Genomic DNA, 25,712 nt, shown 5'->3' with positions numbered 1-25,712 from the left:
GATCACCGCGATAGTGGTGCTGCCCCCAAGCATGGCCTGCCGGCCATTTCGCGGACAAGGTCCGCTCCTACGAGAGCCCATACGCTGGCTGGGTTCGTAGGGCGGATAACGCGCCAGCGTTATCCGCCGCGAGGCGTCAGGTGCATGGGCGCGCGAATGAGCCAGGGCTCAGCGCGCCAGCGCCTCTTCCGGGGATTCGTGGCGGCGGTAGGGGAATACGTCGATCACCTTGCCGGCGCGAATCTGTTCCTGCAGGCCCTTCCAGTAGTCGGCGTCGAACAGGTTGCCGTGCAGCTTGGCGAATTGCCGGCGCAGCTTCAGGTCGACGAACAGGAAGCGCGGGAACTCCTCCGGGAACACGTCCATCGGCCCCACCGAGTACCAGGGCTCGGAGGACATCTCGTCTTCCTCGTAGCGCGCTGGCGGGATGTGGCGGAAGTGCACCTCGGTGAGGTAGCAGATCTCGTCGTAGTCGTAGAACACCACGCGGCCGTGGCGGGTGACGCCGAAGTTCTTCAGCAGCATGTCGCCGGGGAAGATGTTCGCCGCCGCCAGTTGCTTGATCGCCAGGCCGTAGTCCTTCAGCGCCTCTTCCACCTGCGCGGGGGTGGCGTGTTCGAGGTAGATGTTCAGCGGGGTCATGCGCCGTTCCGTCCAGCAGTGGCGGATCAGCACCACGTCGCCTTCCATCTGCACGGTGGAGGGCGCGACGTCGAGCAGTTCGGCGAGGCAGTCGGGGTCGAACTTGCCCACCGGGAAGCGGAAGTCGGCGAACTGCTGGGTATCGGCCAGGCGCCCGACGCGGTCGTGGTTCTTCACCAATTGGTACTTCTGAATCACCGTGGCGTGGTCGACGGTCTTGGCCGGGTTGAAGTTGTCCTTGATGATCTTGAACACGGTGTTGAAGCCCGGCAGGGTGAACACGCTCATCACCATGCCGCGCACGCCGGGGGCCATGACGAAGCGGTCGTCGGTGGTCGCCAGGTGGTTGATCAGCGCGCGGTAGAACTCGCTCTTGCCCTGCTTGTAGAAGCCGATGGAGGTGTACAGCTCGGCGATGTGCTTGCCCGGCAGCAGGCGCTTGAGGAAGGCGACCATCTCTGCCGGCACCGGCGCGTCGACCATGAAGTAGGAGCGGGTGAAGGAGAAGATGATCGAGACTTCCGCCTCGTCGGTGATCACCGTGTCGAACTGGATGCCGCGCCCTTCGTGGTGCACCAGCGGGAACACCAGCGGCCACTGCTCGTCCGGGGTGAACAGGCGGCCCACCAGGTAGGCGCCCTTGTTGCGGTAGAACACCGAGCCGATCAGCTCGATGGTCAGGGTCGGGTCCTTGCACACCCAGTCCGGCAGGTTGGCGTGCAGCAGGCTGTCCATGCGCTGCAGGTCGCGCTCGCGGTCGTCGTAGTCCACGGCGAAGCGGTAGTCGTCGAAGATGTTTTCCAGCGCCTCGCGCAGCTTGCCGCCGGGGCGGTAGATGCGCGTGTGCGGGTCGCGGGAATGGGCGCGCAGGGCGGGGCGGGTGGTGTGCACGAACATCGTGCCGTCGCTGATGTTGTCGTGGCTGAACAGGCCGCAGAAGATCGAGTTGAACCAGGTTTCCGCCAGTTCGTCGTCCAGCCGCGGGTCGAGCAAGGTGATGTAGGCGCTCTTGGCGATCGGCCAGCGCTCCACATCCACCAGGTCGATGCCGGCCATGGCCTCGGCCAGTCGGGCCACGGTCTCGGCAACCATTTCCTCGTACAGCTCGATGCGCTCGGTCGAGGCCTGCTGCGCTTCCTGCCAGAGCGCCTGCTCGAAGCGCGCCGGGGCGCCGGCGGTGATCTGGTGGAACTTCGCGCGGTAGTCGTCGAAGCCTTGGAGGATCAGGGTCGCGATCTCGGTCGCCGGCCAGTGCTGAGCCATGGGAGCGCCTCTGCTGGGTTCTGGTGCAGCGAGCTTAGCCACGGCGAACCAGTTGGGAAAGGGCGGATTCTTCGCTGGATCGTGCAGCTTTCCCGCAGGGTTAGCGCGTATGCTGGCCGGCCGCTCTCCTGGAAAAGAGCCTCGTGCATCCCCTTCGGCAAGGAGCCGATACGCCATGCAAGACGTCCGCATCGAACGCTGCACCGAGCAGCACATCAATGGCCTCGCGGCCCTCTACAACGATCCGGCGGTGGCTCGCCAGGTCCTGCAGATGCCCTATCAGGCGCCGGAACTGTGGCGCAAGCGCATGGTGCTGGACGACGAGCGCCGCATTTCCCTGCTGGCACTGCACCAGGGCGAGGTGATCGGCAGCGCCAGCCTGGAACAGTACCCGCGCGTGCGCCGCAGTCAGTGCGGCAGCATCGGCATGGGCGTCGCCGTGGCTTGGCAGGGACGCGGCATTGGCACGCGGCTGCTGGCCGAACTGATGGACGTTGCCGACAACTGGATGGGCCTGCGCCGCGTCGAGCTGACCGTTTTCACTGACAACGAGCCGGCCATCGCGCTGTACCGCAAGTTCGGCTTCGAGGTGGAAGGAACGCTGCGCGAGTTCGCCCTGCGTGATGGTGTTTACACCGACGTGCTGAGCATGGCGCGGCTGCGGCAGAATCGCTGATGGACTTTGAAAGTCAGCTGTGGATGGATGCCCTTCACCACCGGCGTAGGCTGGTGGCTTTCCTGCCCTGGAGCCTGTCGCGATGAACCCTGCCGCTCTGCTCAACATGTTCGGTCTGGCCGCCATCTGGGGCGCCAGTTTTCTTTTCATGCGGCAACTGGTGCCGGCCATCGGGGTGATGCCGACGGCGTTCTTCCGGGTGTTCCTCTCGGCCATCGGGCTGGTGCTGATCATGCTGGCGCTGCGCACGCGCTGGGATTTTCGCGGCAAGCTGGTGCGCCTGCTGCTGATCGGCGTGATCGCCTCGGGCATTCCGGTGCTGATGTACAGCCTGGCGGCGCAGTTTCTGCCGGCCGGGTATTCGGCGATCTTCAACGCCACCACGCCGCTGATGGGCGTGCTGATCGGCTCGCTGTTCTTCGGTGAGGCGCTCACCGGCGGCAAGGCTCTCGGCGTGCTGCTGGGGCTGGCGGGTGTGGCGGTGCTGACCCGTGCCGGCCCGGTGCCCTTCGATGCCCCGGTGCTCTGGGGCGCCGCCGCCTGCCTGGTGGCGACCACCTGCTATGGCTTCGCCGGCTATTTCACCAAGCGCTGGATCAACGACCAGGGCGGGCTGGATTTCGCCGTCTCGGCCCTGGGCAGCCAGGCCGGTGCGACACTCTGCCTGCTGCCGTTCTTCCTTGGCACCAGCCTGGACATGCCATTAGCGCCGCTGGCCGAACCGAAGATCCTGCTGGCGCTGGCCGGGCTGGGCTTCCTCTGCACGTCCTTCGCCTATGTCCTGTACTTCCGCCTGCTGGCCAGCATCGGCCCGCTGAAGACCATGACGGTGACCTTCCTGATTCCGCCTTTCGGGGTGTTCTGGGGCGTGCTGCTGCTGGACGAGTCGCTGTCCTGGGCGCACCTGCAGGGCGGCGTGCTGATTGCGCTGGCGCTGTGGCTGGTGCTGCGGCCGGCGCCGCAGCCGAAGGTGGAGGCGGCGGGTTGAGGGGTTGTTGGGGCGTTGTAGTGAAACTTTGGTGCCGAGGGCAGCCCTCTCCCTAACCCTGGCTGCGCGCCCCGCTCCGAAGGGAGAGGGGACTGGTTCGGTGTAAAGGGAAATGACCTGCTCAGCCTGCAACCAAGGCATCAGTAGAGCACGGCAATCCGAGCCGCTCGGAAACCCCCTCTCCCTTCAGGGAGAGGGCAGGGGAGAGGGAGCAAGCGCTACGACGGACTATCCGTTATCCACAACCCGCACCGCCCCGGTATCCCGCGCCGGCGCCGCCTTGCGGAACACCAGCATCAACCCCACCACGATCAGCCCCATGCCCAGCAGGCCGAGGGCGGACAGGCGATTGCCGAACACCGCGTAATCCATCAGCGCCGTGACCGCCGGCACCAGGTAGAACAGGCTGGTGACGTTGACCAGGTTGCCCGCCGCGATCATCCGGTAGAGCAACACGGTGGCCAGCACCGAGACCATCAGGCCCATCCACAGCGCACTGAGGATGAACGCGGCATTCCACTCCACGTGCAGCGGCTGGAACGGCGCGACGCCAATGCACAGCGCCAGCCCGGCCATGTACTGCAGGGGCAGGGTGCCCAGCGGGTTGTCGCGGATGTTCTTCTGCAGGATCGAGCCGCCGGTGATCGACAGCAGCGCCAGCAGGCAGCAGGCCAGGCCGGCGAAGGTCAGACCCGACAGCCCGATGCTCTGGTAGACCACCATCACCAGCCCGATCAGCCCCAGCGCAAGGCCGCCCAGGCGCGGCGCCGAATGCCGGCGTTCGAGGAGGAAGCTGGTGAGCATCGGCTGCACGCCGAGCACCGTGGCGATCACGCCGGGGGTGACGTGCAGGTCCAGCGCCATCAGGTAGAAGATCGGGTAGATGCCCAGCATCACCAGGCCGGTGAGCACGGCGTGGCGTATCTGCTTGCGCTCGCGCGGCCAGCGCAGGCCGATCAGCGGCGAGAGAATCAGCAGCGCCACCAGCGCGGTGCCGAAGCGGGCGATGAGGAAGACCATCGGTGATGCGTGAGTCAGGCCCCACTTGCTGATGATGGCGGCGCTGCTCCACAGCAGCACGAACAGGGAGGTGCTGGCCAGGGAGGCCAGGGACGAGCGGTTGAGCGAAATCATGCAATGCACCTGTCGTCAGGCAGATCACGACCGGCCATCAAGGGGCCGGATACATACCGGGAGCCGCGTCAGTTGTGCGCGGAAAACCAGGCGATGGAAAACGCGTGTGGCGTCAGAAGCTCACGCCGGGTGGCGGAGGCGACGCGACAGCGACGACAGGAGGCGGAGGAGGGCAGGCCGCGCCCGCACCCGCGCCGCAGGCCGGGGAGGCTGCAACGTTGATTGCCGGATCGGGCAATGGGTATCGGGACATGGAAGGCGAACCTGTGCAGTGGGGCAGCATCGGCGCTGCGTGGACTGACTATAGCGGGCTTCGCGCGCGCGAGCGAGCCATGTGCGAGTCGTGCGGCAAAGTGCGATTCCTGCGACAGAAACGACTGTGCAGGCTGGGTGCTGGTGCTCTTCGTAGGAGCGAGCTTGCTCGCGAACCGCTTTCGTCGCTGAGCCCGTTCGCGAGCAAGCTCGCTCCTACAGGAAGCCGTCCTGCGAGCAGGCGTTGTCTGCGAATCCGGCCCGGTGCAAACGACAGAAACGACAACGCGCGGCCGGGGCCGCGCGTTGTCAGGCAAGGGTGACGCTTACTTGCCGGTCTTGATGGTGTTCCAGGTACGGGTACGCACGCGGTCGATCTTCATCGGCATGGATTCGAGGGCGAACAGCTTGGCCATCTTGTCCTGCGGCGGGTAGATCGCCGGGTCCGCCTTGATCGCCTTGTCCACCAGCGAGTCGGCGGCCAGGTTGCCGTTGGCGTAGTGCACGTAGTTGCTCACGCCAGCCATGACTTCCGGGCGCAGCAGGTAGTTCATGAAGGCGTAGGCGGCTTTCTCATCCGGCGCGTCGTTGGGCATGGCGACCATGTCGAACCACAGCGGCGAGCCTTCCTTCGGCGTGGAGTACTGGATTTCCACGCCGTTCTTGGCTTCCTTGGCGCGGGTAGCGGCCTGCAGGATGTCGCCGGAGAAGCCGACGGCTACGCAGATCTCGCCGTTGGCCAGGTCGCTGACGTACTTGGAGGAGTGGAAGTAGCGGATGTACGGACGCACCTTGAGCAGCGCTTCCTCGGCCTTCTTGTAGTCATCCAGCTTCTGGCTGTGATGCGGCAGGCCCAGGTAGTTCAGGGTGATCGGCAGCAGCTCCGGGCCGTTGTCCAGCACCGCTACGCCACACTTGGCCAGCTTCTCCATGTACTCGGGCTTGAAGAAGATGTCCCAGGAGTCGATCGGTGCGTTGTCGCCGAGCACTTCCTTGATCTTCGCCGGGTTGTAGCCGATGCCGGTGGTGCCCCACAGGTAGGGGAAGCCGTGCTCGTTGCCCGGGTCGTTCACTTCCAGCGCCTTCATCAGCACCGGGTTGAGGTTCTTCCAGTTCGGCAGCTGGCTCTTGTCCAGCTTCTTCAGCGCGCCGGCCTGGATCTGCTTGGCCATGAAGTGGTTCGACGGCACCACGATGTCGTAACCGGATTTGCCGGTCATCAGCTTGCCATCGAGGGTCTCGTTGCTGTCGTAGACGTCGTAGGTCGCCTGGATGCCGGTTTCCTTGGTGAAGGTCGGCACGGTGTCCGGGGCGATGTAGTCGGACCAGTTGTAGATCTTGACGTTATCGGCCTGGGCGGCGCCGGCGGCAACAGAGAGGGAGAGTGCAAGGGTGGAGAGCAACGGGGCGGAAATTTTCATTCTTGTGTTCCTGACAACGGTGCGGAAAGCCCGGGCCATCCGCGAAAGATGGGCGACGCTGTGTCGCGGGCTGGGCAAGAATTAACCATTTTGCCGGAACATGGCGAGGGGCCATGGCTGCCTGCGGGTCCGCAGACAGCGCATGTGTCACGTACGAGACTTGGGCCGCACCGATTCGGAACGGCAGGTAGGAATCCGCCGCGCAGAGCGGCGGAATAGAGCTTACTGGACCAGTTCCTGGTCCTCGAACAGGCCGTCGAAGAGCATGGTGGACAGGTAGCGCTCGCCCGAGTCGGGCAGCACTACAACGATGGTCTTGCCCTGCATGTTCGGCTCTTCGGCGAGCTTCACTGCGGCGGCCATGGCGGCGCCGCTGGAGATGCCGCAGAGGATGCCTTCCTCCTGCATCAGGCGCAGGGCCATGTTCTTCGCGTCCTCGTCAGCAATGGTGGCGACACGGTCGACCAGCGACAGGTCGAGGTTCTTCGGTACGAAGCCGGCGCCGATGCCCTGGATCTTGTGCGGGCTGGGCTTGATCTCCTCGCCGGCCAGGGCCTGGCTGATCACCGGCGAGGTGACCGGCTCGACGGCCACCGAGAGGATCGGCTTGCCCTTGGTGTTCTTGATGAAGCGCGACACGCCGGTGAGGGTGCCGCCGGTGCCGACGCCGGCCACCAGCACGTCCACTGCGCCGTCGGTGTCGTTCCAGATTTCCGGGCCGGTGGTCTTCTCGTGGATCGCCGGGTTGGCCGGGTTGTCGAACTGCGCCGGCATGAAGTACTTGGCCGGGTCGCTGGCGAGGATTTCCTCGGCCTTGGCGATGGCGCCCTTCATGCCCTTGGCCGGCTCGGTCAGGACGATCTCGGCGCCCAGTGCCTTGAGCACCTTGCGACGCTCCAGGCTCATGGAGGAGGGCATGGTGAGGATCAGCTTGTAGCCACGGGCGGCGGCGACGAAGGCGAGGCCGATGCCGGTGTTGCCGGAGGTCGGCTCGACGATGGTCATGCCCGACTTCAGGCGGCCGCCGGACTCGGCATCCCAGATCATGTTGGCGCCGATCCGGCACTTCACCGAGTAGCCCGGATTGCGCCCTTCGATCTTGGCCAGGATGGTGACGCCGCGCGGGGCGATGCGGTTGATCTGGACCAGCGGCGTGTTGCCGATGGACTGCGCGTTGTCGGCGAAAATGCGGCTCATGATGCGTTCCTTAGGTTCGGAGCTGTGCAGACCCAGCAGCCTATGCCCGGCGGGCCTGGTAGTCCAGTCGGCGCACCTGGCTCACTCGGGCTGCGCTTCGCTGAAGATGGCCTCGATGGGCAGCCCGAAGGCGCGGGCTATACGAAAGGCCAGCGGCAGGCTGGGGTCGAACTTGCCACTCTCGATGGCGATCACGCTCTGCCGCGAAACCTGCAGTTGCAGGGCGAGGTCCTGCTGGCTCCAGCCGCGTTCGGCGCGCAGTGCCTTGAGGCGATTGTGCATGGTTGCTCCTTGCTTGAATCGCTCAGGCGAAGCGCCGGCGCAGCAGTACCACGGCAATGCCGTAGGCGGCCCAGAACAGCGGGAAGGCGAGGATCACCGGGAAGCGCGGCCAGGCGGCGTACTGCTCCAGAAAGCCCCAGGCGCTGAACAGCCCGACCACCACGCCGCCGGCCAGCATGGCGGCGCGGGACAGCAGGAAACGCAGGAATTCGTCCGGCTCGCTGCGCAAGTAGCGGTCGAACACGTAGAGCATCGCCAGCAGCGGTAGAGCCGGAGAGGCGGCGGCCAGGACGCGCAGGGCATAAGGCAGCTTCTGCAGGTCCAGGCCCCAGCTGATCAGCGCCAGCAGGGCGGAGTAAATGAGCATGAGGGCGGCACAGGACAGGGTGTAGCGGCGCAGGGCGGGATTCATCGCGGTCTCCTTGTGATGTAAAGCGAACTTAACATCTGGATTTCGGCGATGTAAAGTAAACTTGTCATCGGCAGGCCATTTGCGATCAGTCATCCCCTGACCCGCCATTCAATGACTGAATGCCGCGTCTGCGTTCACACTCGCCATGGCTGCGCGGTATAGTCGCAGCTTGTCCGACCATTCGCCCGGCCCGGCAGAGCGCCCGGCCCGCATCGTTCGAGGATTCACCGATGAAGTTCGAAGGTACCCAGTCCTACGTCGCCACCGACGACCTCAAGCTGGCGGTCAACGCCGCCATCACCCTGCAGCGCCCGCTGCTGGTGAAAGGTGAGCCGGGCACCGGCAAGACCATGCTCGCCGAGCAGCTGGCGGAGTCCTTCGGCGCCAGGCTGATCACCTGGCACATCAAGTCCACCACCAAGGCCCACCAGGGCCTCTACGAGTACGACGCGGTCAGCCGCCTGCGCGACTCGCAGCTGGGCGTGGACAAGGTCCACGACGTACGCAACTACATCAAGAAGGGCAAGCTCTGGGAGGCCTTCGAGGCCGAAGAGCGGGTGATCCTGCTGATCGACGAGATCGACAAGGCCGACATCGAGTTCCCCAACGACCTGTTGCAGGAACTCGACAAGATGGAGTTCTACGTTTACGAGACCAACGAGACGATCAAGGCGAAACAGCGCCCGATCATCATCATCACCTCGAACAACGAGAAGGAACTGCCGGACGCCTTCCTGCGCCGCTGCTTCTTCCACTACATCGCCTTCCCCGACCGCGAGACCCTGCAGAAGATCGTCGACGTGCACTACCCGAAGATCAGCGGCACGCTGGTAAGCGAGGCGCTGGACATCTTCTTCGACGTGCGCAAGGTGCCGGGCCTGAAGAAAAAGCCCTCCACCTCCGAATTGGTGGACTGGCTGAAGCTGCTGATGGCCGACAACATCGGCGAAGCCGTGCTGCGCGAACGCGACCCCACCAAGGCCATCCCGCCGCTGGCCGGCGCCCTGGTGAAGAACGAGCAGGACGTACAGCTCCTTGAGCGCCTTGCCTTCATGAGCCGCCGCGCCAGCCGCTGATCACCGGATTTGCTCTTCGTAGGACCGAGGGGGACGCCTAGTCCTTGCTCGCGAAGCTTTTTGCTGGTTCGCGAGCAAGCTCGCTCCTACAAGGGCCACGTTTCACGAGAGGGTGCAGCCATGCTGCTCAACCTGTTCAACGAAATGCGCGCGGCCAAGGTGCCGGTGTCGGTGCGCGAGCTGCTCGACCTGATCGATGCGCTCAAGCACCGCGTCGTGTTCGCCGACATGGACGAGTTCTACTACCTCGCCCGCACCATCATGGTGAAGGACGAGCGTCATTTCGATAAGTTCGACCGGGCTTTCGGCGCCTACTTCAAGGGCCTGGAAAAGCTCGACGACCACCTCAAGGCGCTGATCCCTGAAGAGTGGCTGCGCAAGGAATTCGAGCGCCTGCTGACCGACGAGGAGCGCGCGCAGATCCAGTCCCTCGGTGGCCTGGACAAGCTCATCGAGGAGTTCAAGAAACGCCTCGAGGAGCAGAAGGAGCGCCACGCCGGCGGCAACAAGTGGATCGGCACCGGCGGCACCAGCCCGTTCGGCTCCGGCGGCTTCAACCCCGAGGGCATCCGCGTCGGCGATGCCGGCAAGCGCCAGGGCAAGGCCGCCAAGGTGTGGGACCAGCGCGAGTACAAGAACCTCGACGACCAGGTCGAGCTGGGCACGCGCAACATCAAGATCGCCCTGCGCCGCCTGCGCAAGTTCGCTCGCGAGGGCGCGGCGGAAGAGCTGGACATCGACGGCACCATCGACCACACCGCCAAGGATGCCGGCCTGCTCAACATCCAGATGCGCCCCGAGCGCCGCAACACTGTGAAGCTCCTGCTGCTGCTGGATATCGGCGGCTCCATGGACGCCCACGTGAAGGTCTGCGAGGAGCTGTTCTCGGCCTGCAAGACCGAGTTCAAGCACCTGGAGTACTTCTACTTCCACAACTTCATCTACGAGTCGGTGTGGAAGAACAACCTGCGTCGCTCCAGCGAGCGCACCGCCACCTTCGACCTGCTGCATAAGTACGGGCCGGACTACAAGGTGGTGTTCGTCGGCGACGCCGCCATGGCGCCCTACGAGATCACCCAGGCCGGCGGCAGCGTCGAGCACTGGAACGAGGAAGCCGGCTACGTGTGGATGCAGCGCTTCATGGAGAAGTACAAGAAGCTCATCTGGATCAACCCGTACCCGAAGGACACCTGGAACTACACCGCCTCCACCGGTCTGGTGCGCGAGCTGGTGAAGGAACAGATGTTCCCGCTGACCCTGAGCGGCCTGGAAGAGGGCATGCGCTTCCTCTCCCGCGGCTGATCCGTTTAGCGCCAGGACGGTGCACCCGCACCGTCCCGGTGTCCGCAAAGGTAACCCTGCAGCCGGGCAGGAAATCTTCCGTCCGGAGTCGCAAGCCCCGCCCCGTGGGGATCGATACGGCCACGCCGGGTGGCCGGCACGCAACTTGCCTCCCCCTGGCCTGCGCCGGCCGCGGTAACATCCGCTGGCGCGCCGTAGCGTCTACGATGGGCATCGAATGAATCCTCTGACCTTTTCCCGCTCCACCTGGCTCAACTCCCTGCATATGACCTCGCTGACCGTCGCGCTGATGGAATCCGAGGGGCACAGCCGCGAGTCCATCCTCGAGGGTAGCGGCATCACCGGCGCCGACCTGCTCGACCTGCGCCGGCTGGTCAGCCCGTGGCAGGAGCAGCAGGTCTTCGGCAACGTGCAGAACCTCGCGGGCGAACCAGCCCTCGGCCTGCGCCTGGGCGTGCGCACGCGGATCACTGCCTATGGGCTGCTGGGTTATGCGCTGATCTCCGCGCCGACCCTGGGTGAGGCGCTGCGTATCGGCCTGAGCTACCCGGTGCTGCTGGGCACCTACTTCCACCTCGCGCTGGAAGTCGACGGCGACATGGCCTGGCTGGTCGCCACCGGCTACGGCGAGGAAGAGGAGCTGCGCCCGTTCAACACCGAGCTGTGCCTGGGCTCGCTGAAGGTGGCCTGCGCCGACCTGCTCGGCCAGCCGCTGCCGCTGCTGCGCGCCGAGTTCGATTACGCCGGCCCGGTCGACCGTCGCGCAGCCTACGCCACGCTGTTCGGCTGCCAGCTGAATTTCGATTGCGCGCGCAGCGCCATCGGCTTCCCGGCGAGCTGGCTGGACATGCGCCTGCCCCTGGCCGACGCGGTGACCCACCGCGAGATGCTCGAACAGTGCCGCCGGCAGAACATCGACCTGGCCGCGCGCCGCGCCTGGCTCGACAAGGTCCGCGCGATCCTCGGCGAGCGCCTGCAGGAGCCACCGGGCCTGGAAGAACTGGCACGCCGGCTGAATTGCTCCTCGCGCAGCCTGCGCCGCCACCTGCAGCAACAGCAGACCAGCTACCAGCAACTGCTCGACGAACTGCGCTTTGCCCGCGCCAAGGAGCTGCTGCAGGACGGCGACATGCCGATCTACCGCATCGCCGAGGAGCTCGGCTTCAGCGAGACCGCCAGCCTGCGCCACGCCTTCCAGCGCTGGAGCGGCCAGCCGCCGAGCCATTTCCGTGCATAAGCAGCCGCGCATGAGCGCCGTGCCTGCACGCTGCGCCTGAAATTTCCGTCGGACTTGTCATGGATCAAGGAGTCCCTGCGTCCGTCGGGCATACCTTGGGCAATCCCACAAGGAAACCCGAGGGCCTGACCATGGCCAAGAAATTCCCCCTCAATCCGCCGCACCCCGAGCGTATCTGCTGGGGTTGCGACCGTTACTGCCCGGCAACCAACCTGGCCTGCGGCAACGGCGCGGATCGCACCATGCACCCGGCCGAGATGCTCGGCGATGACTGGTATCAGTTCGGTGACTGGGGCATCGAGGCGCCGAACACGATCGCTGCCGTGCAATTGGAACCGGCCAGCTAGGATTTCTCCGCGCCGTTGCGGCGGCGGAAAAAGAAAGGGCGCACTCCCTCCCCGGAGTGCGCCCTTTCGCGTCATCAGCCCTTGTTCGGGGTGATGCCGTAGGTCTTCTGGAAACGGGCGATCAGCGCTTCGGGCTTCTTCTCTTCCTTCTGCATCAGGTACACCACGCGCTCGCCGTTGGGACCGCTGGCGATTTCGGTGTGGCGGAAGATCGGCTCGCCCAGGCCGTTCATGTCGACCATGTCGCCGTAGCGCTGGGCCACGTAGATCACGCCGTCCTTGCGGATCTCGCCGTAGAAGCCGGCAGCCGGCGGCATGCTCTGCTTGAGGAACTGGTAGCCGGCGATCTTCTTCACGTCCTTGCCCTGGTCCTCGGCGCGCACGACCAGCACGATGTCCTGGCCGAACTTGTCCTTCTCGCCGACTTCCTTCGTGTACGCGGCCTTGCCGGTGACGACATAGTCGCGGTAGACGGTGGCGTCATCGAACACATAGAGCGTCGATTCGGTACGCACCAGGTACCAGTCATCGTTGTTGGGGGTGGCTTCCTTGCTGGCGACCTGCTGTTGGCCGGCGCAGCCCGCGAGGACGGCGACGAGCAGGGCGAGGGATGCAGCTTTGTTGGCTTTTTTATGGAACATCTTCGGGCTTTCCCAGGGGTTGAAAGCCTGCGAGTGTCGATGGGCCAGATAACCGATTGATGACGGCAAAATGACGAATTGTTTCGGCCCGCAGCGCCCGTGATACGGGGGCTGCGGGCGAGTTGAGGTTTTTTGCGGCAAGCCGTCGCCGGGTCTTCTCGGCGCCCCGCTCTAGGGCTGGGGTTTGGGCTGCGTGTCGTCGCTGGCCGGCGGCACTTCGACCGCGCCTGCGGGCAGGCTGCGGGCAACCGATGGGCGCTGCAGGATCAGGTTCTGCGGCACGCTGAGGTTGATGCCGGCCTCGCGCAGTTCGCTGAAGATGGTGAACAGCAGGTCGCTCTTGGTGCCGTACACGGCGCGCGGGCTGCTGACGTTGCCCGAGGCGGCGAGGGTCAGGCCGGTGGCGCTCAGGTCCTTGAAGGTCACCGAGGGCGCGGGCGTCTCGACGATGTTCTGGTGCTCGGTGTAGGCCTTGAGCATCAGTTCGCGGACCTTCTGCACGTCGGTATCCAGCGGCAGCGTGAGGTTGATGCCGACCACGCCCAGCGCGCTGCCCATGGTCACGTTGCGCACGTTCTGCGAGATGAACTGCGAGTTGGGCACGATCACCGTGGACTGGTCGGACATCTGGATTTCCGTGGCGCGCACGTTGATCCGGCGGATGTCGCCTTCCACGCCGCCGGTCAGGCTGACCCAGTCGCCCACCTTGACCGGGCGCTCGGTGAGCAGGATCAGGCCGGAGATGAAGTTCTGCACGATGGCCTGCAGGCCGAAACCGATACCCACCGACAGGGCGCTGACCACCCAGGTCAGGCTGGTGAGGTTGATGCGCAGCGCCGAGAGCACCAGCAGCACCAGGATGACCATGCCGATGTAGCCCACCAGGGTCACCAGCGAGGCGCGCATGCCGGTGTCCATGCTGGTTTCCGGCAGCAGCTCCTCGGCCAGCCAGCGCTTGAGCAGGCGCAGGCCGAACAGGCCGGCGGCCAGGGTGCCCAGAGCGAGGAGAATGTCCTGCGGGACGATGTTCAGGCGGCCCAGCGACTGGCCGCTTTCCACCAGCTGCACCAGGCCTTGGAGCAGTTCGCCGGGGCTGGTGCCGGAGGTGGAGAAGGCTATCAGCAGGGTGGACAGCACCAGCAGCGTGCGCCCCGCGCCGGTCAGCAGGGTGGCGAACTGTGCCTGGTGGCGCGGGTCGACGCCGAGATTCTCGGCCAGCCGCTCGCCGATCTTCTGCCGGGGCGACAGCAGCGCTTCGCAGAGGTCGACGAACAGGGTCGTCAGCAGGTAGCCGGTGGCGCACACCACGCAGGCCCAGAGCAGCTTGCCGGCGAGGAAGTAGGCCAGCGACAGGTAGCCGCTCACCAGCGTCAGCACGATCAGCAGCACGGTGAGCAGGATGGCCAGGACGATGATGCCAGCCAGCGGCGAGGTCTCGTGGCCTTCGGCTTCGCGGCGGGCGCGGCGGTAGCGGTAGAGCGCGGTGCCGAATAGGATGGCGGTGGCCAGGGCGGTGATGCCGTTCACCGCCACGGTCAGCGCCAGGCTGGCACCGCTGGCGCTGTTGATGCGTTCCTGGGTGCCCAGCACCACCAGCAGCCAGGCCATCAGCCAGGGGAAGGGGGAGAGCGCAGTGGCCACCGGGTCGGGCAGGTCCGGCAGGCGCCAGGACGGCCGCTGCACCGCGAGCAGGGCGCGACCCAGACCGGCGGTGAAGGTGCAGAAGAGCACCAGCGAGAGCAACTGGTCACCGAGGTTGGCGATGTTGCCGCTCTGCTGTTCATGCCAGTCCAGCCCTTCGCGGATGAGCATGGCGCCGCCGCCGAGGGTGACGATGGTCGCCAGGCTGACGGCCACCGCCAGGGCGCTGCGGCGCAGGCGGCCGACCGGAATCCAGCGGATCATCGCCTTGGTCAGCAGCTGTTCGAGCAGGCGCCGGCCGGGTATCCACAGCAGCGCCGCGACTACCACGCAACCGAGGAACGGCCAGCGATGCTCGGGCTGCCAGGTCAGGGCGAAGGCGTCGCCGATCTGCCCACGGATGGCCTGCAGGCGGGCCAAGTCGTCGTCGGTGGGGCGGATCAGGCTGGACCAGAAGCGCGGGCTGAGCGGCGGCGGATAGCGCGTGGCGATCTGCGAATTGAACTGGCTGCGGCGCAGGTTGACGATCTGCGCGGCGAGGTCCTGGGCGTTCTTGTCCAGCTGGTTGGCGCGCTCCAGCTGTTTCTGCAGGTCCTTCTGGGCGTCGGTGAGGTCCTTGCGCTGGCTGCTCAGGCTGTCGGCCTCGTTGGGCGTGACCGGGCCGAGTACCTTGAGCTGGTCCTCGGTGCGCGACAGTGACGCGGCGATGTCGGTGGCGTTCTGTTCCGCGCGGGCCTGCACGGCCAGGGCGGACTGCCGCAGGTTCGACAGCAGGCCGTCGTCACTGTCAGCGGAAACGCGCTGGCGGATCAGTTCCAGGCGTGCGCTCAGTTGGTCGACGCCGGCATCCTCGGGCAGCTCCGGGAGCTGGATGGCATCGCCGGCCTGGACGTCGGTCGGCTCGTCCGCCAGCACGAAGCCCGCCCCCGCGAACGTCAAGGTCAGCAACAGCAGCACCTGGCTGCAGGCACGTACGAAGGTTTCCCGCATGTTCCCCCATCCTGTGGTCAAAAGCCTTGATGATGTTCGACCGGCCCATGCCCCGGACAATTCCCTGAGCATAGCGCTGTGGAGGCTGGCCTTTGCCGGGTGAATCCGGATAATCCGTGGACACAGATGGTTAAGGGTCACAAATTCTGGCCACATCGATCCCCTTTTGGCCGCTTCCGCTGTTCTGTGCGGCGCGGTCGCTGGGCAGAATTCCCCATCACCGGACAACAAGAATCCTTCTGAGGGTACTCCCATGCTTACCGTGTACAGCGATGATCACCGCCTGCATTTCGGCCAGTCCGAACTGGTCGACGGCAAACTCCAGCCCTGCTTCGAGATGCCCAGCCGCGCGGACACCGTGCTGGCCCGTGTGAAGTCGCAGAACCTGGGCGAAATCATCGAGCCCAAGGATTTCGGCCTCGATCCGATCCTGCGCGCGCACAACACCCGCTACGTCGAATTCCTCAAGGGTGCCTGGGCCCGCTGGGCGGCTGAGGGCCACACTGGCGACCTGGTTTCCACTACCTTCCCGGGGCGCCGCCTGCTGCGCGACGGCCCGATCCCGACTGCGCTGATGGGCGAAGTGGGCCACTACAGCTTCGACACCGAGGCGCCGATCACCGCCGGCACCTGGCAGGCCGTGTACAGCTCGGCCCAGGTCGCGCTGACCGCCCAGGACCACATGCGCCAGGGCGCCAGCACCGCCTTCGCGCTGTGCCGTCCGCCGGGCCACCACGCCGGCAGCGACTTCATGGGCGGCTACTGCTTCCTGAACAACGCCGCCATCGTCAGCCAGGCCTTCCTCGACCAGGGCGCCAAGCGCGTGGCCATCCTCGACGTCGACTACCACCACGGCAACGGCACCCAGGACATCTTCTACCGCCGCAACGACGTGCTGTTCGCCTCGATCCATGGCGACCCGCTGGTGGAGTACCCGTACTTCCTCGGCCACGCCAACGAGCACGGCGAAGGCGCCGGCGAAGGCTACAACCACAACTACCCGCTGCCCCATGGCACCGGCTGGGACGGCTGGTTCGCCGCGCTGGACGACGCTTGCCGGAATATCGCCGACTACGCGCCGGACGCGGTGGTTGTATCGCTGGGCGTGGATACGTATAAGGACGACCCGATTTCCGAGTTCAAGCTGGACAGCCCGGACTACCTGAAGATGGGCGAGCGTATCGCCGCACTGGGTATTCCAACCCTGTTCATCATGGAAGGCGGTTACGCGGTGGAGGCCATCGGCGTCAACGCGGTGAACGTGCTGCAGGGCTACGAAGGCGCTGCACGCCGATAAGACGAATCGGGCGGATGAGAATCCGCCCGATTGCTTTTCATTGCTCGCAACCCTTTTGCTTAGTGGTCACAGTGCGAGCGCATCCAACCTGGGGAAGGACATGAACAAGAATACCGCGCTGCGCAGCCTGCTCGCCGCCGCCACCCTCGTCACGGCCGGCGCCGCCAGCGCTGCGCCGGAAGTGCGCATCTACAACTGGTTCGACTACATCGGTCCGGACACCCTCAAGGGCTTCCAGAGCGAGACCGGCATCAAGCCGCAATACGACGTCTACGACAGCAACGAAGTGCTGGAAGCCAAGCTGCTTTCCGGGCACTCGGGCTACGACGTGGTCGTGCCCAGCGACAGCTTCCTCCCCAATTACCTCAAGGCCGGCGTGTTCCAGCCGCTGGACAAGAGCAAGCTGCCGAATTGGAAGAATCTCAACCCGGCACTGCTGAAAGTGCTGGAGAGCAAGGACCCGGGCAATCAATATGTGATGCCCTACATGTGGGGCACCAACGGCATCGCCTACAACGTCGACAAGGTCAAGGCGGTGCTCGGCGACAACGCGCCGGTGGACTCCTGGGACCTGGTGTTCAAGCCGGAGAACCTCGCCAAGCTGAAGTCCTGTGGCGTGGCGTTCCTCGACTCGCCCACCGAGGTGATCCCGCAGGTCCTGCATTACCTGGGCCTGTCGCCCAACAGCCACAACCCGGACGACTACAAGAAGGCCGAGGCACTGCTGGCGAAACTGCGCCCGAATATCACCTACTTCAGCTCCTCTAAGTTCGTCACCGACCTGGCCAACGGCGACGTCTGCGTGGCCCTGGCCTGGTCTGGTGGCGCGATGCAGGCGGCCAACCGCGCGAAGGAGGCCGGCAACGGCATCCACATCGAGTACCGCATTCCCAAGGAAGGCGCCGCCGCCTGGTTCGACGTGCTGGCGATCCCGAAGGACTCGAAGAACGTCGAGCAGGCCCACGCCTTCCTCAACTACCTGCTGCGCCCGGAAGTGGTCGCGCCGATCTCCGACTATGTCGCCTACGCCAACCCCAACCAGGCGGCGGACGGGCTGATCTCCAAGGAGCTGCACGACAACCCCAATGTCTACCCGCCGGCGGACGTGCAGGCCAAGCTGTTCTCGGTGGAAATGCTGCCGCCCAAGCTGGAGCGCATCCGTACCCGCACCTGGACCCAGGTGAAGTCCGGGAAATAATGTCGCTGGCGGCGGGCTGAGCTGGCTTATTTGTACGAGCGGCGGATTTCCGTTGGCGGCCGGCGGGCGCGAACTGGCATGATCGGCGGGCTTTCTTCGAGGAAGTCCGCCGATTGTCCTTGCGGTCTCCCGATTCCTGCCTCTTGCTGCCGAGCCTTGCCATGAACTCCCAAGCCAACATCGTCGAGCGCAAGGGCGCCGACGCCTTCGCCATCCAGGTCATGACCGGCCTGTGCGTGATCTGGGGTATCCAGGCGGTGATGGTGAAACTCGCCGCGCCGGACATCGCACCGATCATGCAGGCCTTCGGGCGCAACCTGGTGGCTGCGGTTGCGGTGGGCCTGATCATGTGCTGGCGCGGCGGCTGGGAAGGCTTCCTGCGCCAGGGCACGCTCAAGGGCGGGCTGCTGGCCGGCGTGCTGTTCGCCGCGGAGTTCTTCTTCATCGCCCAGGGGCTGGTCTACACCTCGGCTTCGCACATGGCGGTGTTCATTTACACGGCGCCGATCTTCTCGGCGCTGGCGCTGCATTTCCTGCTGCCCAGCGAGCGCCTGAGGCCGCTGCAATGGATCGGCATCGGCGTGTGCTTCGGCGGTATCGCCTTGTGCTTCGGCGGTGGCTTCGACTTCGCCCACATGGACAGCCACGTGCTGCTGGGCGATGCCTTCGGCGTGCTGGCCGGCTTCGCCTGGGGCATGACCACCGTGGCAGTGCGCACCACGCGGCTGTCCGAGGCCAAGCCGATCCTGACGTTGTTCTACCAGTTGCTGATCGCCGCGCTGCTGCTTCCCTTCGCCGCGCTGGCGCTGGGCAAGACCCACGACGTCAGCTTTACCGCCATCGGCGTGGGCAGCGTGCTGTTCCAGGGGCTGGTGGTGTCGTTCTTCAGCTACTTCACCTGGTTCTGGTTGCTGCGCCGCTACCTGGCGTCGAACCTGGCGGTGTTTTCCTTCATGACGCCGATGTTCGGCATTGCCTTCGGCGTGCTGATCCTCGGCGAGCCGCTGACCCTGAACTTCGTCGCGGGCGCCGCGCTGGTGCTGGCGGGCATCACCCTGGTGAGCAGTGAACAGTGGATCCGCCGGATGCTTCGCCGGTGATATGGGAAATGTCGCGCTCTTGATTCAGGTCAGGCGTCTTGGCGAGGGAAGGCGATAGTCTTTGTTGCAAGGAGTGAGTGGCACGGGCGGAGAGTGGGACGCCGGGCTATTCTTCCTAGGGCGACCCATGGTGGTAACGGGTCGCCCGACCTGAATTCGAACGAGGAGGCATTCCATGAAAGTCTGGCTGCAAAGCATTGCGTGGAAACTCGGTGTCACGCTCGGCCTGATCGAGCCTCCACGTCTGCAACCCATCCCCATCCGCAGCGACGAGCAACGTCGGCTGATGGAGCAACGCCGGCGCTACTGATAACGCCCGCGTCATCGCAAAAGAAAAACCCGCCAGCTGGCGGGTTTTTTATGTCTCTTCACGGATGGCCCGTCATTCGTGGGCCTTGAACCAGTCATCGATCATCGTCTTCAGCCGCTCCCCCGAGAAGCTCGCGAAGTGCCCGCCATGTACGGTGCGCACCGGCAGCTCGCGCAGGCGCGCCAGGCTCGCGGCGTAGTCGTCGAGGTTGGAGTGGTAGGCGTCCTCGATCAGCGGGCCGTCGTAGATGATGTCGCCGGAGAACAGCGTCTGCGTCTTCTCCTCCCACAGGCTGATGCCTCCCGGCGAATGACCGGGGGTGTGCAGTACCTGCAGGGTACGGTCGCCGAGGTCGAGCACATCGCCTTCGTCGATGGTGCGGGTCGCCGGCGCGGCCTTGATGCGGTATTCGGCGTAGCACAGCGGGCAGTCCGGGTGTGCATCGAACATCTCGTCGTCGACGAAGGCGGTGGCCAGGGTGCGTTCGCCGTCGGGGTTGCCGAGGATATCGGCTTCGGCCGGGTGTACCAGGCGCTCGTCGAACTCGTGGTGGCCGGCGATGTGGTCGAAGTGGGTATGGCTGGCCACGGCCAGCAGCGGGCGTTCGGTGAGCCAGGGCAACTGCTCGCGCAGGCTGACCAGGCCGGAGCCGCTGTCCACCAGCACGTCGCGCTCGCGACCCTGGATGTGCCACAGGTTGCAGCGGTAGAAGGGGCGGACGTAGGGCTCGTGGATCAGGCTGACGCCGTCGTAGCAGTGACGGACCTCGAACCAGCGGTCACGGGTGACGATCTTCATGAGTCGAATTCCGGGTGGGATGCGCGGCGCGTCCAGCGCGCGGATCGCGGGTGACTGTGGGTTCACCCTAACCTCTCCCAGAGGGAGAGGGAACCGTTCGGAACCTTGGGGGGTGGAGTGGCCGGCGCCGGTAGCTGCGCCAGACACCCGGCTCCGCGCGTTTCCCGCTCCCTCTGGGAGAGGGCAGGGCGGCGTGTCGGGTTGTGGATAACCCGCCACGCATAGCGAGCGACGTAGGGCGAATAACCGCTTGCGGTTATCCGCCGATGGCTGTGGTGCGGTGGCCAATGGCGGATAACGCTGGCGCGTTATGYGCCCTACGGGACCTGCGTTACGGCGCGAACGGCGCTGCTTCCATCACTTCCACGATCAGCGGGCGGTCGCTCGGCGCGGTGCGCAGCAGCTCCTGCAGGTGGTCATGGTCGCGGGCGCGCTCGGCGGCGCAGCCGAAGCCCTTGGCGATGGCGAGGAAGTCCGGGGTGTAGATGTCCACGCCCAGCGGGGTGATGTCGCGGCGTTCCATGTAGCGCTTGATCTCGCCGTAGCCGTGGTTGTTCCACAGCAGCACGACGATGCCCACCTTGGCTTCCACGGCGCTGGCCAGTTCGGTCATGGTGAACTGCAGGCCGCCGTCGCCCATCAGGCTGATCACCGGACGGCCCGGTTCGCCGAGCTTGGCGCCGATGGCTGCCGGCAGGCCGTAGCCCAGGGTGCCGTAGCCGGTGGAGGCGTTGAACCAGCGGCGGCCGCCGTCCAGTTCCACCAGGTGGTTGCCGCTGTAGACGGTCTGGGTCGAGTCGCCGACAAAGCGGGCGTCGGGCAGCACTTCGAGGATCTTGTCGAACAGGGTGCGGTAGTGCGCCCAGCCGCTGAAGTCCTCGGCCAGTTGCGCACGTACCTTGGCCGCACGCTGGGCGCCGGGGCTGGCGGCGTCGGCTTCGCGGGCCGGCAGCAGCTCCAGCAGGGCGCGCATGGCGGTGCGGGCGTCGGCCTGGATGGCGATGGTCGGCGCGATGTTGCGCATCAGCTGTTGCGGGTCGATGTCGATGCGGATCAGTTCGCCGCCGATCTTGAAGTTGCCGTCGAACACCACGTCGTAGTCGGTCTCGCCCAGCTCGGTGCCGATGGCCAGTACCACGTCGGCTTCCAGCGCGAGTTCACGGACCGGGATCAGCGACTGGTTGCTGCCGATCAACAGCGGGTGATCCGGTTGCAGCAGGCCCTTGGCGTTGATGGTCTGTGCGGTCGGCGCATCGAGGGCGATGGCCAGGGCGCGGGCTTCGGCCTGGGCGGCGACGCAGCCACCACCGAGCAGCAGCAGCGGCTTCTGCGCCTTGGCCAGCTTGGCGGCGGCTTCATGCAGCGGCGAGCGGGCCGGGGCCGGGCGGGCCAGCTGTACGCGTGGCAGCACCTGCATGTGGTCGGCCGGGGCGGTGATGATGTCCAGCGGCAGCTCGATGTGCACCGGGCGCGGGCGTTCGCTGTCGAACACGGCGAAGGCGCGGGCCAGCACGGCGGGCAGCTCGTCGACGCTCATCAGGGTGTGGCTGAAGGCGCTGACGCCGGCAACCATGGCGCGCTGGTTCGGCAGCTCGTGCAGGTAGCCGTTGCCGTGGGCCAGGCGCGAGCGCTCGTTGACGCTGGAAATCACCAGCATGGGGATGGAGTCGGCGTAGGCCTGGCCCATGGCGGTGAGGATGTTGGTCATGCCCGGGCCGGTGATGATGAAGCAGGTGCCCGGCTTGCCGGTGACGCGCGCATAGCCGTCGGCCATGAAGCCGGCGCCCTGTTCGTGGCGCGGGGTGATATGGCGGATGCCGCTGTGGGGCAGGCCGCGGTACAGCTCGACGGTGTGTACGCCGGGGATGCCGAAGACGGTATCCACACCCCAGGCTTCGAGTTGCTTGACGAGGAATTCGCCGCAGGTGGTCATGGCAGTTCCTTACTGTTCGTGAGTGAGGTCGTTGTCATAAAACAAAAGGGCGCGGAGATCATCTCGCCGCGCCCTTTTGCCTAGCGCAATTGCTTATCAGGCAGCGTCGGCTACCGGCGCCGGGCGGGGCGACAGCAGGCTGACGACGATGAAGCTGACCAGGCCGATAGCCAGGCTGTAGTAGATCGGGGTGTTGGCGTCGAAGCCATCCTTGAGCATGAACACCAGTGCGGTGATGAAGCCCAGGGCCATGCTGGTGATGGCGCCGGCAGTGGTGGCGCGCTTCCAGTAGATGGCACCGATCAGCGGGATCAGCATACCGCCCACCAGCAGGTTGTAGGCCAGGGTCAGGGCGCTGATGACGTCGTTCACCACCAGGGCGATGGCCAGTACCAGGAGACCGGTGAGCAGGGTGCAGATGCGGTTCAGGCTCAGGCGGGTGGAGCGCTGGCCGGTGACGATCGGCAGCAGGTCCTCGGTGATGGTGGTGGAGGCGGCGAGCAGGCCGGCGCTGGCGGTGGACATCATCGCGGCCAGTGCGGCGGCGATCACCAGGCCGCGGATGCCGTCCGGCAGCGAAGCCTGGACGATGGCGGCGAAGGCGTTGTTGACGTTGTCCAGGTCAGGCAGCAGGACCTTGGCGCACATGCCGATCAGCGCACCGACCAGGCCGTAGATCACGCAGTACACGCCGGCGGCGGTGCCGGCGTACTTGGTCACCTTGTCGTCGCGGGCGGTGAACACGCGCTGCCAGATGTCCTGGCCGATCAGGATGCCGAAGAAGTAGATGAGGAAGTAGGTGATGATGGTGTCGTAGCCGATGGTGTGGAAGCTGAAGGCGGTTGCCGGCAGCTTGGCTACCAGCTCGTCCCAGCCGCCTACACGGTGCAGGCAGATCGGCAGCAGGATGAACATCAGGCCGACGGTCTTGATGATGAACTGCACGATGTCGGTCAGGGTCAGCGACCACATGCCGCCGATGGTGGAGTAGATCACCACGACGCCACCGCCCAGCAGCACGGACACCCAGAACGGCAGGCCGAACAGGACCTGCATCACGGTGCCGATGGCCAGGGTGGAGACCACGCCGATCATCAGCGCATAGGCGAACATGATCACCGCCGAAGCCTGGCGGGCCATGGGGTTGTAGCGACGCTCCAGGACCTGGGTGACGGTGAAGATGCGCAGTTTCAGCAGCGGCTTGGCGAGGAAAAGGTTCAGCGCAATGATGCCGGCGCCCAGGGCGGCGCACAGCCAGAAGCCGGAAATGCCATGGACGTAGCCCAGGCGCACGGTGCCCACGGTGGAGGCGCCGCCCAGCACGGTGGCGGCCATGGTGCCCATGTAGAACGCCGGGCCGAGGTTGCGGCCGGCCACGAGGTAGTCTTCGTGGGTCTTGGCGCGGCGCATGCCGTACCAGCCCAGCCACAACATGCCAGCGGCATATATCAGTACGACGATCAGATCTAGCGCCATGGTCGGCTCCTCACACTTGCATTGTCATTGTTGCCGCGCGCTTGTGGCGTGCGGTGGGGCACCGGACCGGCGGCAACCGGTCCGATGGGGGCTTTCAGGTGATGCGTTTCGCGTCAGGCCGCAAGGCCCGGATCAGGCCGACGGCTCGCTGATGCTGCGCACCGGGCGGTCATGGCTGCCGACCCAGCGCGGGCCCTTCGGGCCGTAGACGCCAGCGGGTTCCGGGAAGGTGCGCAGCAGGGCGACGTAGAGCAGGGCGGCCATGCCGAGGGTGACCGGCAGGCTGATGTCGATACCGCCGGCCAGGTTGCCCAGCGGGCCGACGAACTGGCCCGGCAGGTTGACGAAGCACAGGCCCATGGCCGCGCTCGGAATCCATGCACCCATGCCGCGCCAGTTCCAGCCGTTGTGGAACCAGTAGGCGCCGCCTTCCTGGCCACGGGTGAACACCTGCAGGTCATCGGCGTGGTAGAAGCCACGACGGATGATCAGGCCGAGGATCATGATCACCATCCACGGGCTGGTGCAGGTGATGATCAGCACGGCGAAGGTGGACACGCTCTGCACCAGGTTCGCGGCGAAGCGACCGATGAAGATGAAGGCGATGGACAGCAGGCCGATCAGCAGGGTGGCCTGCACGCGGTTGAGCAGGCGCGGGAACACGCTGGACATGTCCAGGCCGGTGCCATACAGCGAGGTGGTGCCGGTGGACATGCCGCCGATCACCGCGATCAGGCACACCGGCAGGAAGAACCAGCTCGGCGAAACGGCCAGCAGGCCGCCGACGTAGTTGTTCTGAGCAATGTAGTCCGGAGCGTTGACCGCAACGATGGTGGCGGTAGCCAGGCCGAACAGGAACGGGATCAGGGTCGCCAGCTGGGCGCAGATCACCGCCAGCATGATGCGCTTCTGCGAGGTCTGGCGCGGGATGTAGCGCGCCCAGTCACCGAGGAAGGCGCCGAACGACACCGGGTTGCTCATGGCCAGCAGGGCGGCGCCGATGAAGGCGGCCCAGAAACCTTCGCTGCCCATCTGCACGGTGCCGGCGTAGCTGGCATCGAACGGGCCGGAGAAGGCGAACAGGCCGAGCAGGAACAGCAGGCTGGCGGCCCACACGGCGATCTTGTTGACCATCAGCATGAAGCGGAAGCCGTAGATGCAGACGATCAGCACCAGCACGGCGAACAGGCCGTAGGCGAGGCCCAGGGTCAGGTCGGTTTCCGGCAGGTCGAACAGGCGCTTGGCACCACCGATCAGCGCATCGCCCGAGCTCCACACGGAGAGCGAGAAGAAGGCGACGGCGGTGAGCAGCGACAGGAACGAACCGACGATCCGCCCGTGCACGCCGAAGTGGGCGCCCGAGGAGACCGCGTTGTTGGTGCCGTTGAGCGGGCCGAACAGGCCCATCGGCGCGAGGATGATCGAACCGACCAGCACGCCGAGGACGATGGCCCAGACGCCGGCCTGGAACGACAGCCCGAACAGCACCGGGAAGCTGCCGAGCACGGCGGTGGCGAAGGTATTGGCGCCACCGAATATCATGCGGAACAGGTCGGTGGGCGTGGCGTTGCGTTCGCTGTCCGGGATCTGTTCGACCCCGAATGTCTCGATCGTTGTGATTGCGTGTGCTTTGTTGTTGTTATCCATGACTTCCTCCCGGGGAGCCCTGTCTTTATGGCGTCGGCGACGGTGACAGGTGCTCGTGTGTGGCCAGCCAGCGGCCCTGTATCGGATCACGGCGGAAGATGATGGTCTCCCGTTCGTGGTTCAGGCTTTCCTCTCCCTGGATGCGCAGCCGCGTGGCGACGTCGTGGCAGAACACGGCCACGTCTTCACTCTGCAGGCTCACAAAGGTGTTGCTCGAAAGGCAGTCAAGGACCTCGAAACCATCGTCACGCAGCCAGCCTTCCCATACTTCGCGGTAAGCCGCGCGCGACAGCAGCGGCTGCGGCCAGGTGTGGAAGATGAAGGAGGCGTCTTCGCTGAAGGCGGCGAAGTAGGCTTCGGTGTCGGTGCGCGCGAAGGCTGCCACGAGAACGCGGGCAGCCTCCAGCACCTGTGCTACGCAGGCGTCGTTATTCATGTGTGTGCTCGTGCGC

23 protein-coding genes are annotated in these 25,712 nt (G+C 65.6%); 10 read left to right on the top strand and 13 right to left on the bottom strand.

Annotation, left to right across the window (positions count from 1 at the left end):
- Positions 1-168: 168 nt before the first annotated feature.
- Positions 169-1,905: a bifunctional isocitrate dehydrogenase kinase/phosphatase gene (aceK, locus tag QO207_RS13175; RefSeq protein WP_301532833.1), complete on the bottom strand. Its 1,737-nt coding sequence runs from the start codon at positions 1,903-1,905 to the stop codon at positions 169-171.
- Between the two features lie 175 nt (positions 1,906-2,080).
- Here aceK and QO207_RS13170 point away from each other — a divergent pair, with 175 nt between their 5' ends.
- On the top strand, positions 2,081-2,581 hold the full coding sequence (locus tag QO207_RS13170) for a GNAT family N-acetyltransferase (protein ID WP_301532832.1): 501 nt from the start codon (positions 2,081-2,083) through the stop codon (positions 2,579-2,581).
- Positions 2,582-2,663: 82 nt separating this feature from the next.
- Positions 2,664-3,569: a DMT family transporter gene (locus tag QO207_RS13165; RefSeq protein ID WP_301532831.1), complete on the top strand. Its 906-nt coding sequence runs from the start codon at positions 2,664-2,666 to the stop codon at positions 3,567-3,569.
- Between the two features lie 228 nt (positions 3,570-3,797).
- Here the strand turns inward: QO207_RS13165 and QO207_RS13160 are convergent, their stop codons facing one another.
- From QO207_RS13160 to QO207_RS13140, 5 genes are all read right to left on the bottom strand, one after another.
- On the bottom strand, positions 3,798-4,703 hold the full coding sequence (locus QO207_RS13160) for a DMT family transporter (RefSeq protein ID WP_301532830.1): 906 nt from the start codon (positions 4,701-4,703) through the stop codon (positions 3,798-3,800).
- A 578-nt stretch (positions 4,704-5,281) separates the two neighbouring features.
- Positions 5,282-6,376, bottom strand: coding sequence for a polyamine ABC transporter substrate-binding protein (locus QO207_RS13155; protein ID WP_301532829.1), 1,095 nt, complete (start codon positions 6,374-6,376; stop codon positions 5,282-5,284).
- Between the two features lie 222 nt (positions 6,377-6,598).
- Positions 6,599-7,573 carry a cysteine synthase A gene (gene cysK, locus QO207_RS13150; RefSeq protein ID WP_081520320.1) on the bottom strand — a complete coding sequence of 325 codons (975 nt, stop codon included), beginning with the start codon at positions 7,571-7,573 and terminating at the stop codon, positions 6,599-6,601.
- Between the two features lie 81 nt (positions 7,574-7,654).
- Entirely contained in the window at positions 7,655-7,855 is a 201-nt protein-coding gene (locus tag QO207_RS13145; protein ID WP_301532828.1) for a helix-turn-helix transcriptional regulator, read from the bottom strand.
- Between the two features lie 22 nt (positions 7,856-7,877).
- A complete protein-coding gene (locus QO207_RS13140) occupies positions 7,878-8,267 on the bottom strand; it encodes a hypothetical protein (protein WP_301532827.1) in 390 nt (129 codons plus the stop codon).
- A gap of 230 nt (positions 8,268-8,497) precedes the next feature.
- Here QO207_RS13140 and QO207_RS13135 point away from each other — a divergent pair, with 230 nt between their 5' ends.
- The 4 genes from QO207_RS13135 (at position 8,498) to QO207_RS13120 (ending at position 12,229) form a co-directional block, all read left to right on the top strand.
- Complete coding sequence (locus tag QO207_RS13135) at positions 8,498-9,343, top strand: MoxR family ATPase (RefSeq protein WP_301532826.1); 846 nt, start codon at positions 8,498-8,500, stop codon at positions 9,341-9,343.
- A gap of 120 nt (positions 9,344-9,463) precedes the next feature.
- Positions 9,464-10,645, top strand: a complete 1,182-nt coding sequence (locus QO207_RS13130; RefSeq protein WP_015476361.1) for a VWA domain-containing protein — start codon at positions 9,464-9,466, stop codon at positions 10,643-10,645.
- Between the two features lie 217 nt (positions 10,646-10,862).
- A complete protein-coding gene (locus QO207_RS13125; RefSeq protein WP_301532825.1) occupies positions 10,863-11,882 on the top strand; it encodes an AraC family transcriptional regulator in 1,020 nt (339 codons plus the stop codon).
- Between the two features lie 131 nt (positions 11,883-12,013).
- Positions 12,014-12,229: a DUF3079 domain-containing protein gene (locus QO207_RS13120; RefSeq protein ID WP_301532824.1), complete on the top strand. Its 216-nt coding sequence runs from the start codon at positions 12,014-12,016 to the stop codon at positions 12,227-12,229.
- 74 nt (positions 12,230-12,303) lie between these two features.
- Here QO207_RS13120 and QO207_RS13115 read toward each other — a convergent pair whose 3' ends face one another.
- Both QO207_RS13115 and QO207_RS13110 read right to left on the bottom strand, forming a co-directional pair.
- Positions 12,304-12,870 (bottom strand): hypothetical protein, encoded by a 567-nt coding sequence (locus tag QO207_RS13115; protein WP_301532823.1) that lies wholly within the window; start codon positions 12,868-12,870, stop codon positions 12,304-12,306.
- Positions 12,871-13,041: 171 nt separating this feature from the next.
- The gene (locus QO207_RS13110; protein WP_301532822.1) at positions 13,042-15,501 is read right to left on the bottom strand and encodes a DUF3772 domain-containing protein; all 2,460 of its coding nucleotides are present in this window, start codon (positions 15,499-15,501) and stop codon (positions 13,042-13,044) included.
- A gap of 253 nt (positions 15,502-15,754) precedes the next feature.
- On the opposite strand from QO207_RS13110, the gene QO207_RS13105 reads away from it, so the two are divergent.
- The 4 genes from QO207_RS13105 to QO207_RS13090 all read left to right on the top strand — a co-directional run bounded on the left by QO207_RS13105 (position 15,755) and on the right by QO207_RS13090 (position 19,406).
- Complete coding sequence (locus QO207_RS13105) at positions 15,755-16,798, top strand: histone deacetylase family protein (protein ID WP_301532821.1); 1,044 nt, start codon at positions 15,755-15,757, stop codon at positions 16,796-16,798.
- 100 nt (positions 16,799-16,898) lie between these two features.
- On the top strand, positions 16,899-17,996 hold the full coding sequence (locus QO207_RS13100) for an extracellular solute-binding protein (RefSeq protein WP_301532820.1): 1,098 nt from the start codon (positions 16,899-16,901) through the stop codon (positions 17,994-17,996).
- Positions 17,997-18,157: 161 nt separating this feature from the next.
- Complete coding sequence (locus tag QO207_RS13095) at positions 18,158-19,096, top strand: DMT family transporter (protein WP_301532819.1); 939 nt, start codon at positions 18,158-18,160, stop codon at positions 19,094-19,096.
- A gap of 175 nt (positions 19,097-19,271) precedes the next feature.
- Complete coding sequence (locus QO207_RS13090; RefSeq protein ID WP_260403232.1) at positions 19,272-19,406, top strand: PA1414 family protein; 135 nt, start codon at positions 19,272-19,274, stop codon at positions 19,404-19,406.
- A 72-nt stretch (positions 19,407-19,478) separates the two neighbouring features.
- Here the strand turns inward: QO207_RS13090 and QO207_RS13085 are convergent, their stop codons facing one another.
- The 5 genes from QO207_RS13085 to QO207_RS13065 form a co-directional block, all read right to left on the bottom strand.
- Positions 19,479-20,204, bottom strand: coding sequence for an MBL fold metallo-hydrolase (locus QO207_RS13085; protein ID WP_301532818.1), 726 nt, complete (start codon positions 20,202-20,204; stop codon positions 19,479-19,481).
- 331 nt (positions 20,205-20,535) lie between these two features.
- Positions 20,536-22,137: a 5-guanidino-2-oxopentanoate decarboxylase gene (locus QO207_RS13080; protein WP_301532817.1), complete on the bottom strand. Its 1,602-nt coding sequence runs from the start codon at positions 22,135-22,137 to the stop codon at positions 20,536-20,538.
- Positions 22,138-22,233: 96 nt separating this feature from the next.
- Positions 22,234-23,613: a sodium:solute symporter gene (locus QO207_RS13075; RefSeq protein ID WP_301532816.1), complete on the bottom strand. Its 1,380-nt coding sequence runs from the start codon at positions 23,611-23,613 to the stop codon at positions 22,234-22,236.
- Between the two features lie 132 nt (positions 23,614-23,745).
- The gene (locus QO207_RS13070) at positions 23,746-25,260 is read right to left on the bottom strand and encodes a cytosine permease (RefSeq protein WP_301532815.1); all 1,515 of its coding nucleotides are present in this window, start codon (positions 25,258-25,260) and stop codon (positions 23,746-23,748) included.
- Positions 25,261-25,285: 25 nt separating this feature from the next.
- On the bottom strand, positions 25,286-25,696 hold the full coding sequence (locus tag QO207_RS13065) for a nuclear transport factor 2 family protein (RefSeq protein ID WP_301532814.1): 411 nt from the start codon (positions 25,694-25,696) through the stop codon (positions 25,286-25,288).
- Between the last annotated feature and the right edge of the window lie 16 nt (positions 25,697-25,712).

The sequence above is a fragment of the Pseudomonas sp. CAN1 genome, assembly GCF_030462585.1.
GTDB lineage: Bacteria > Pseudomonadota > Gammaproteobacteria > Pseudomonadales > Pseudomonadaceae > Pseudomonas.
This window is presented reverse-complemented; position numbering and strand designations above follow the sequence as displayed.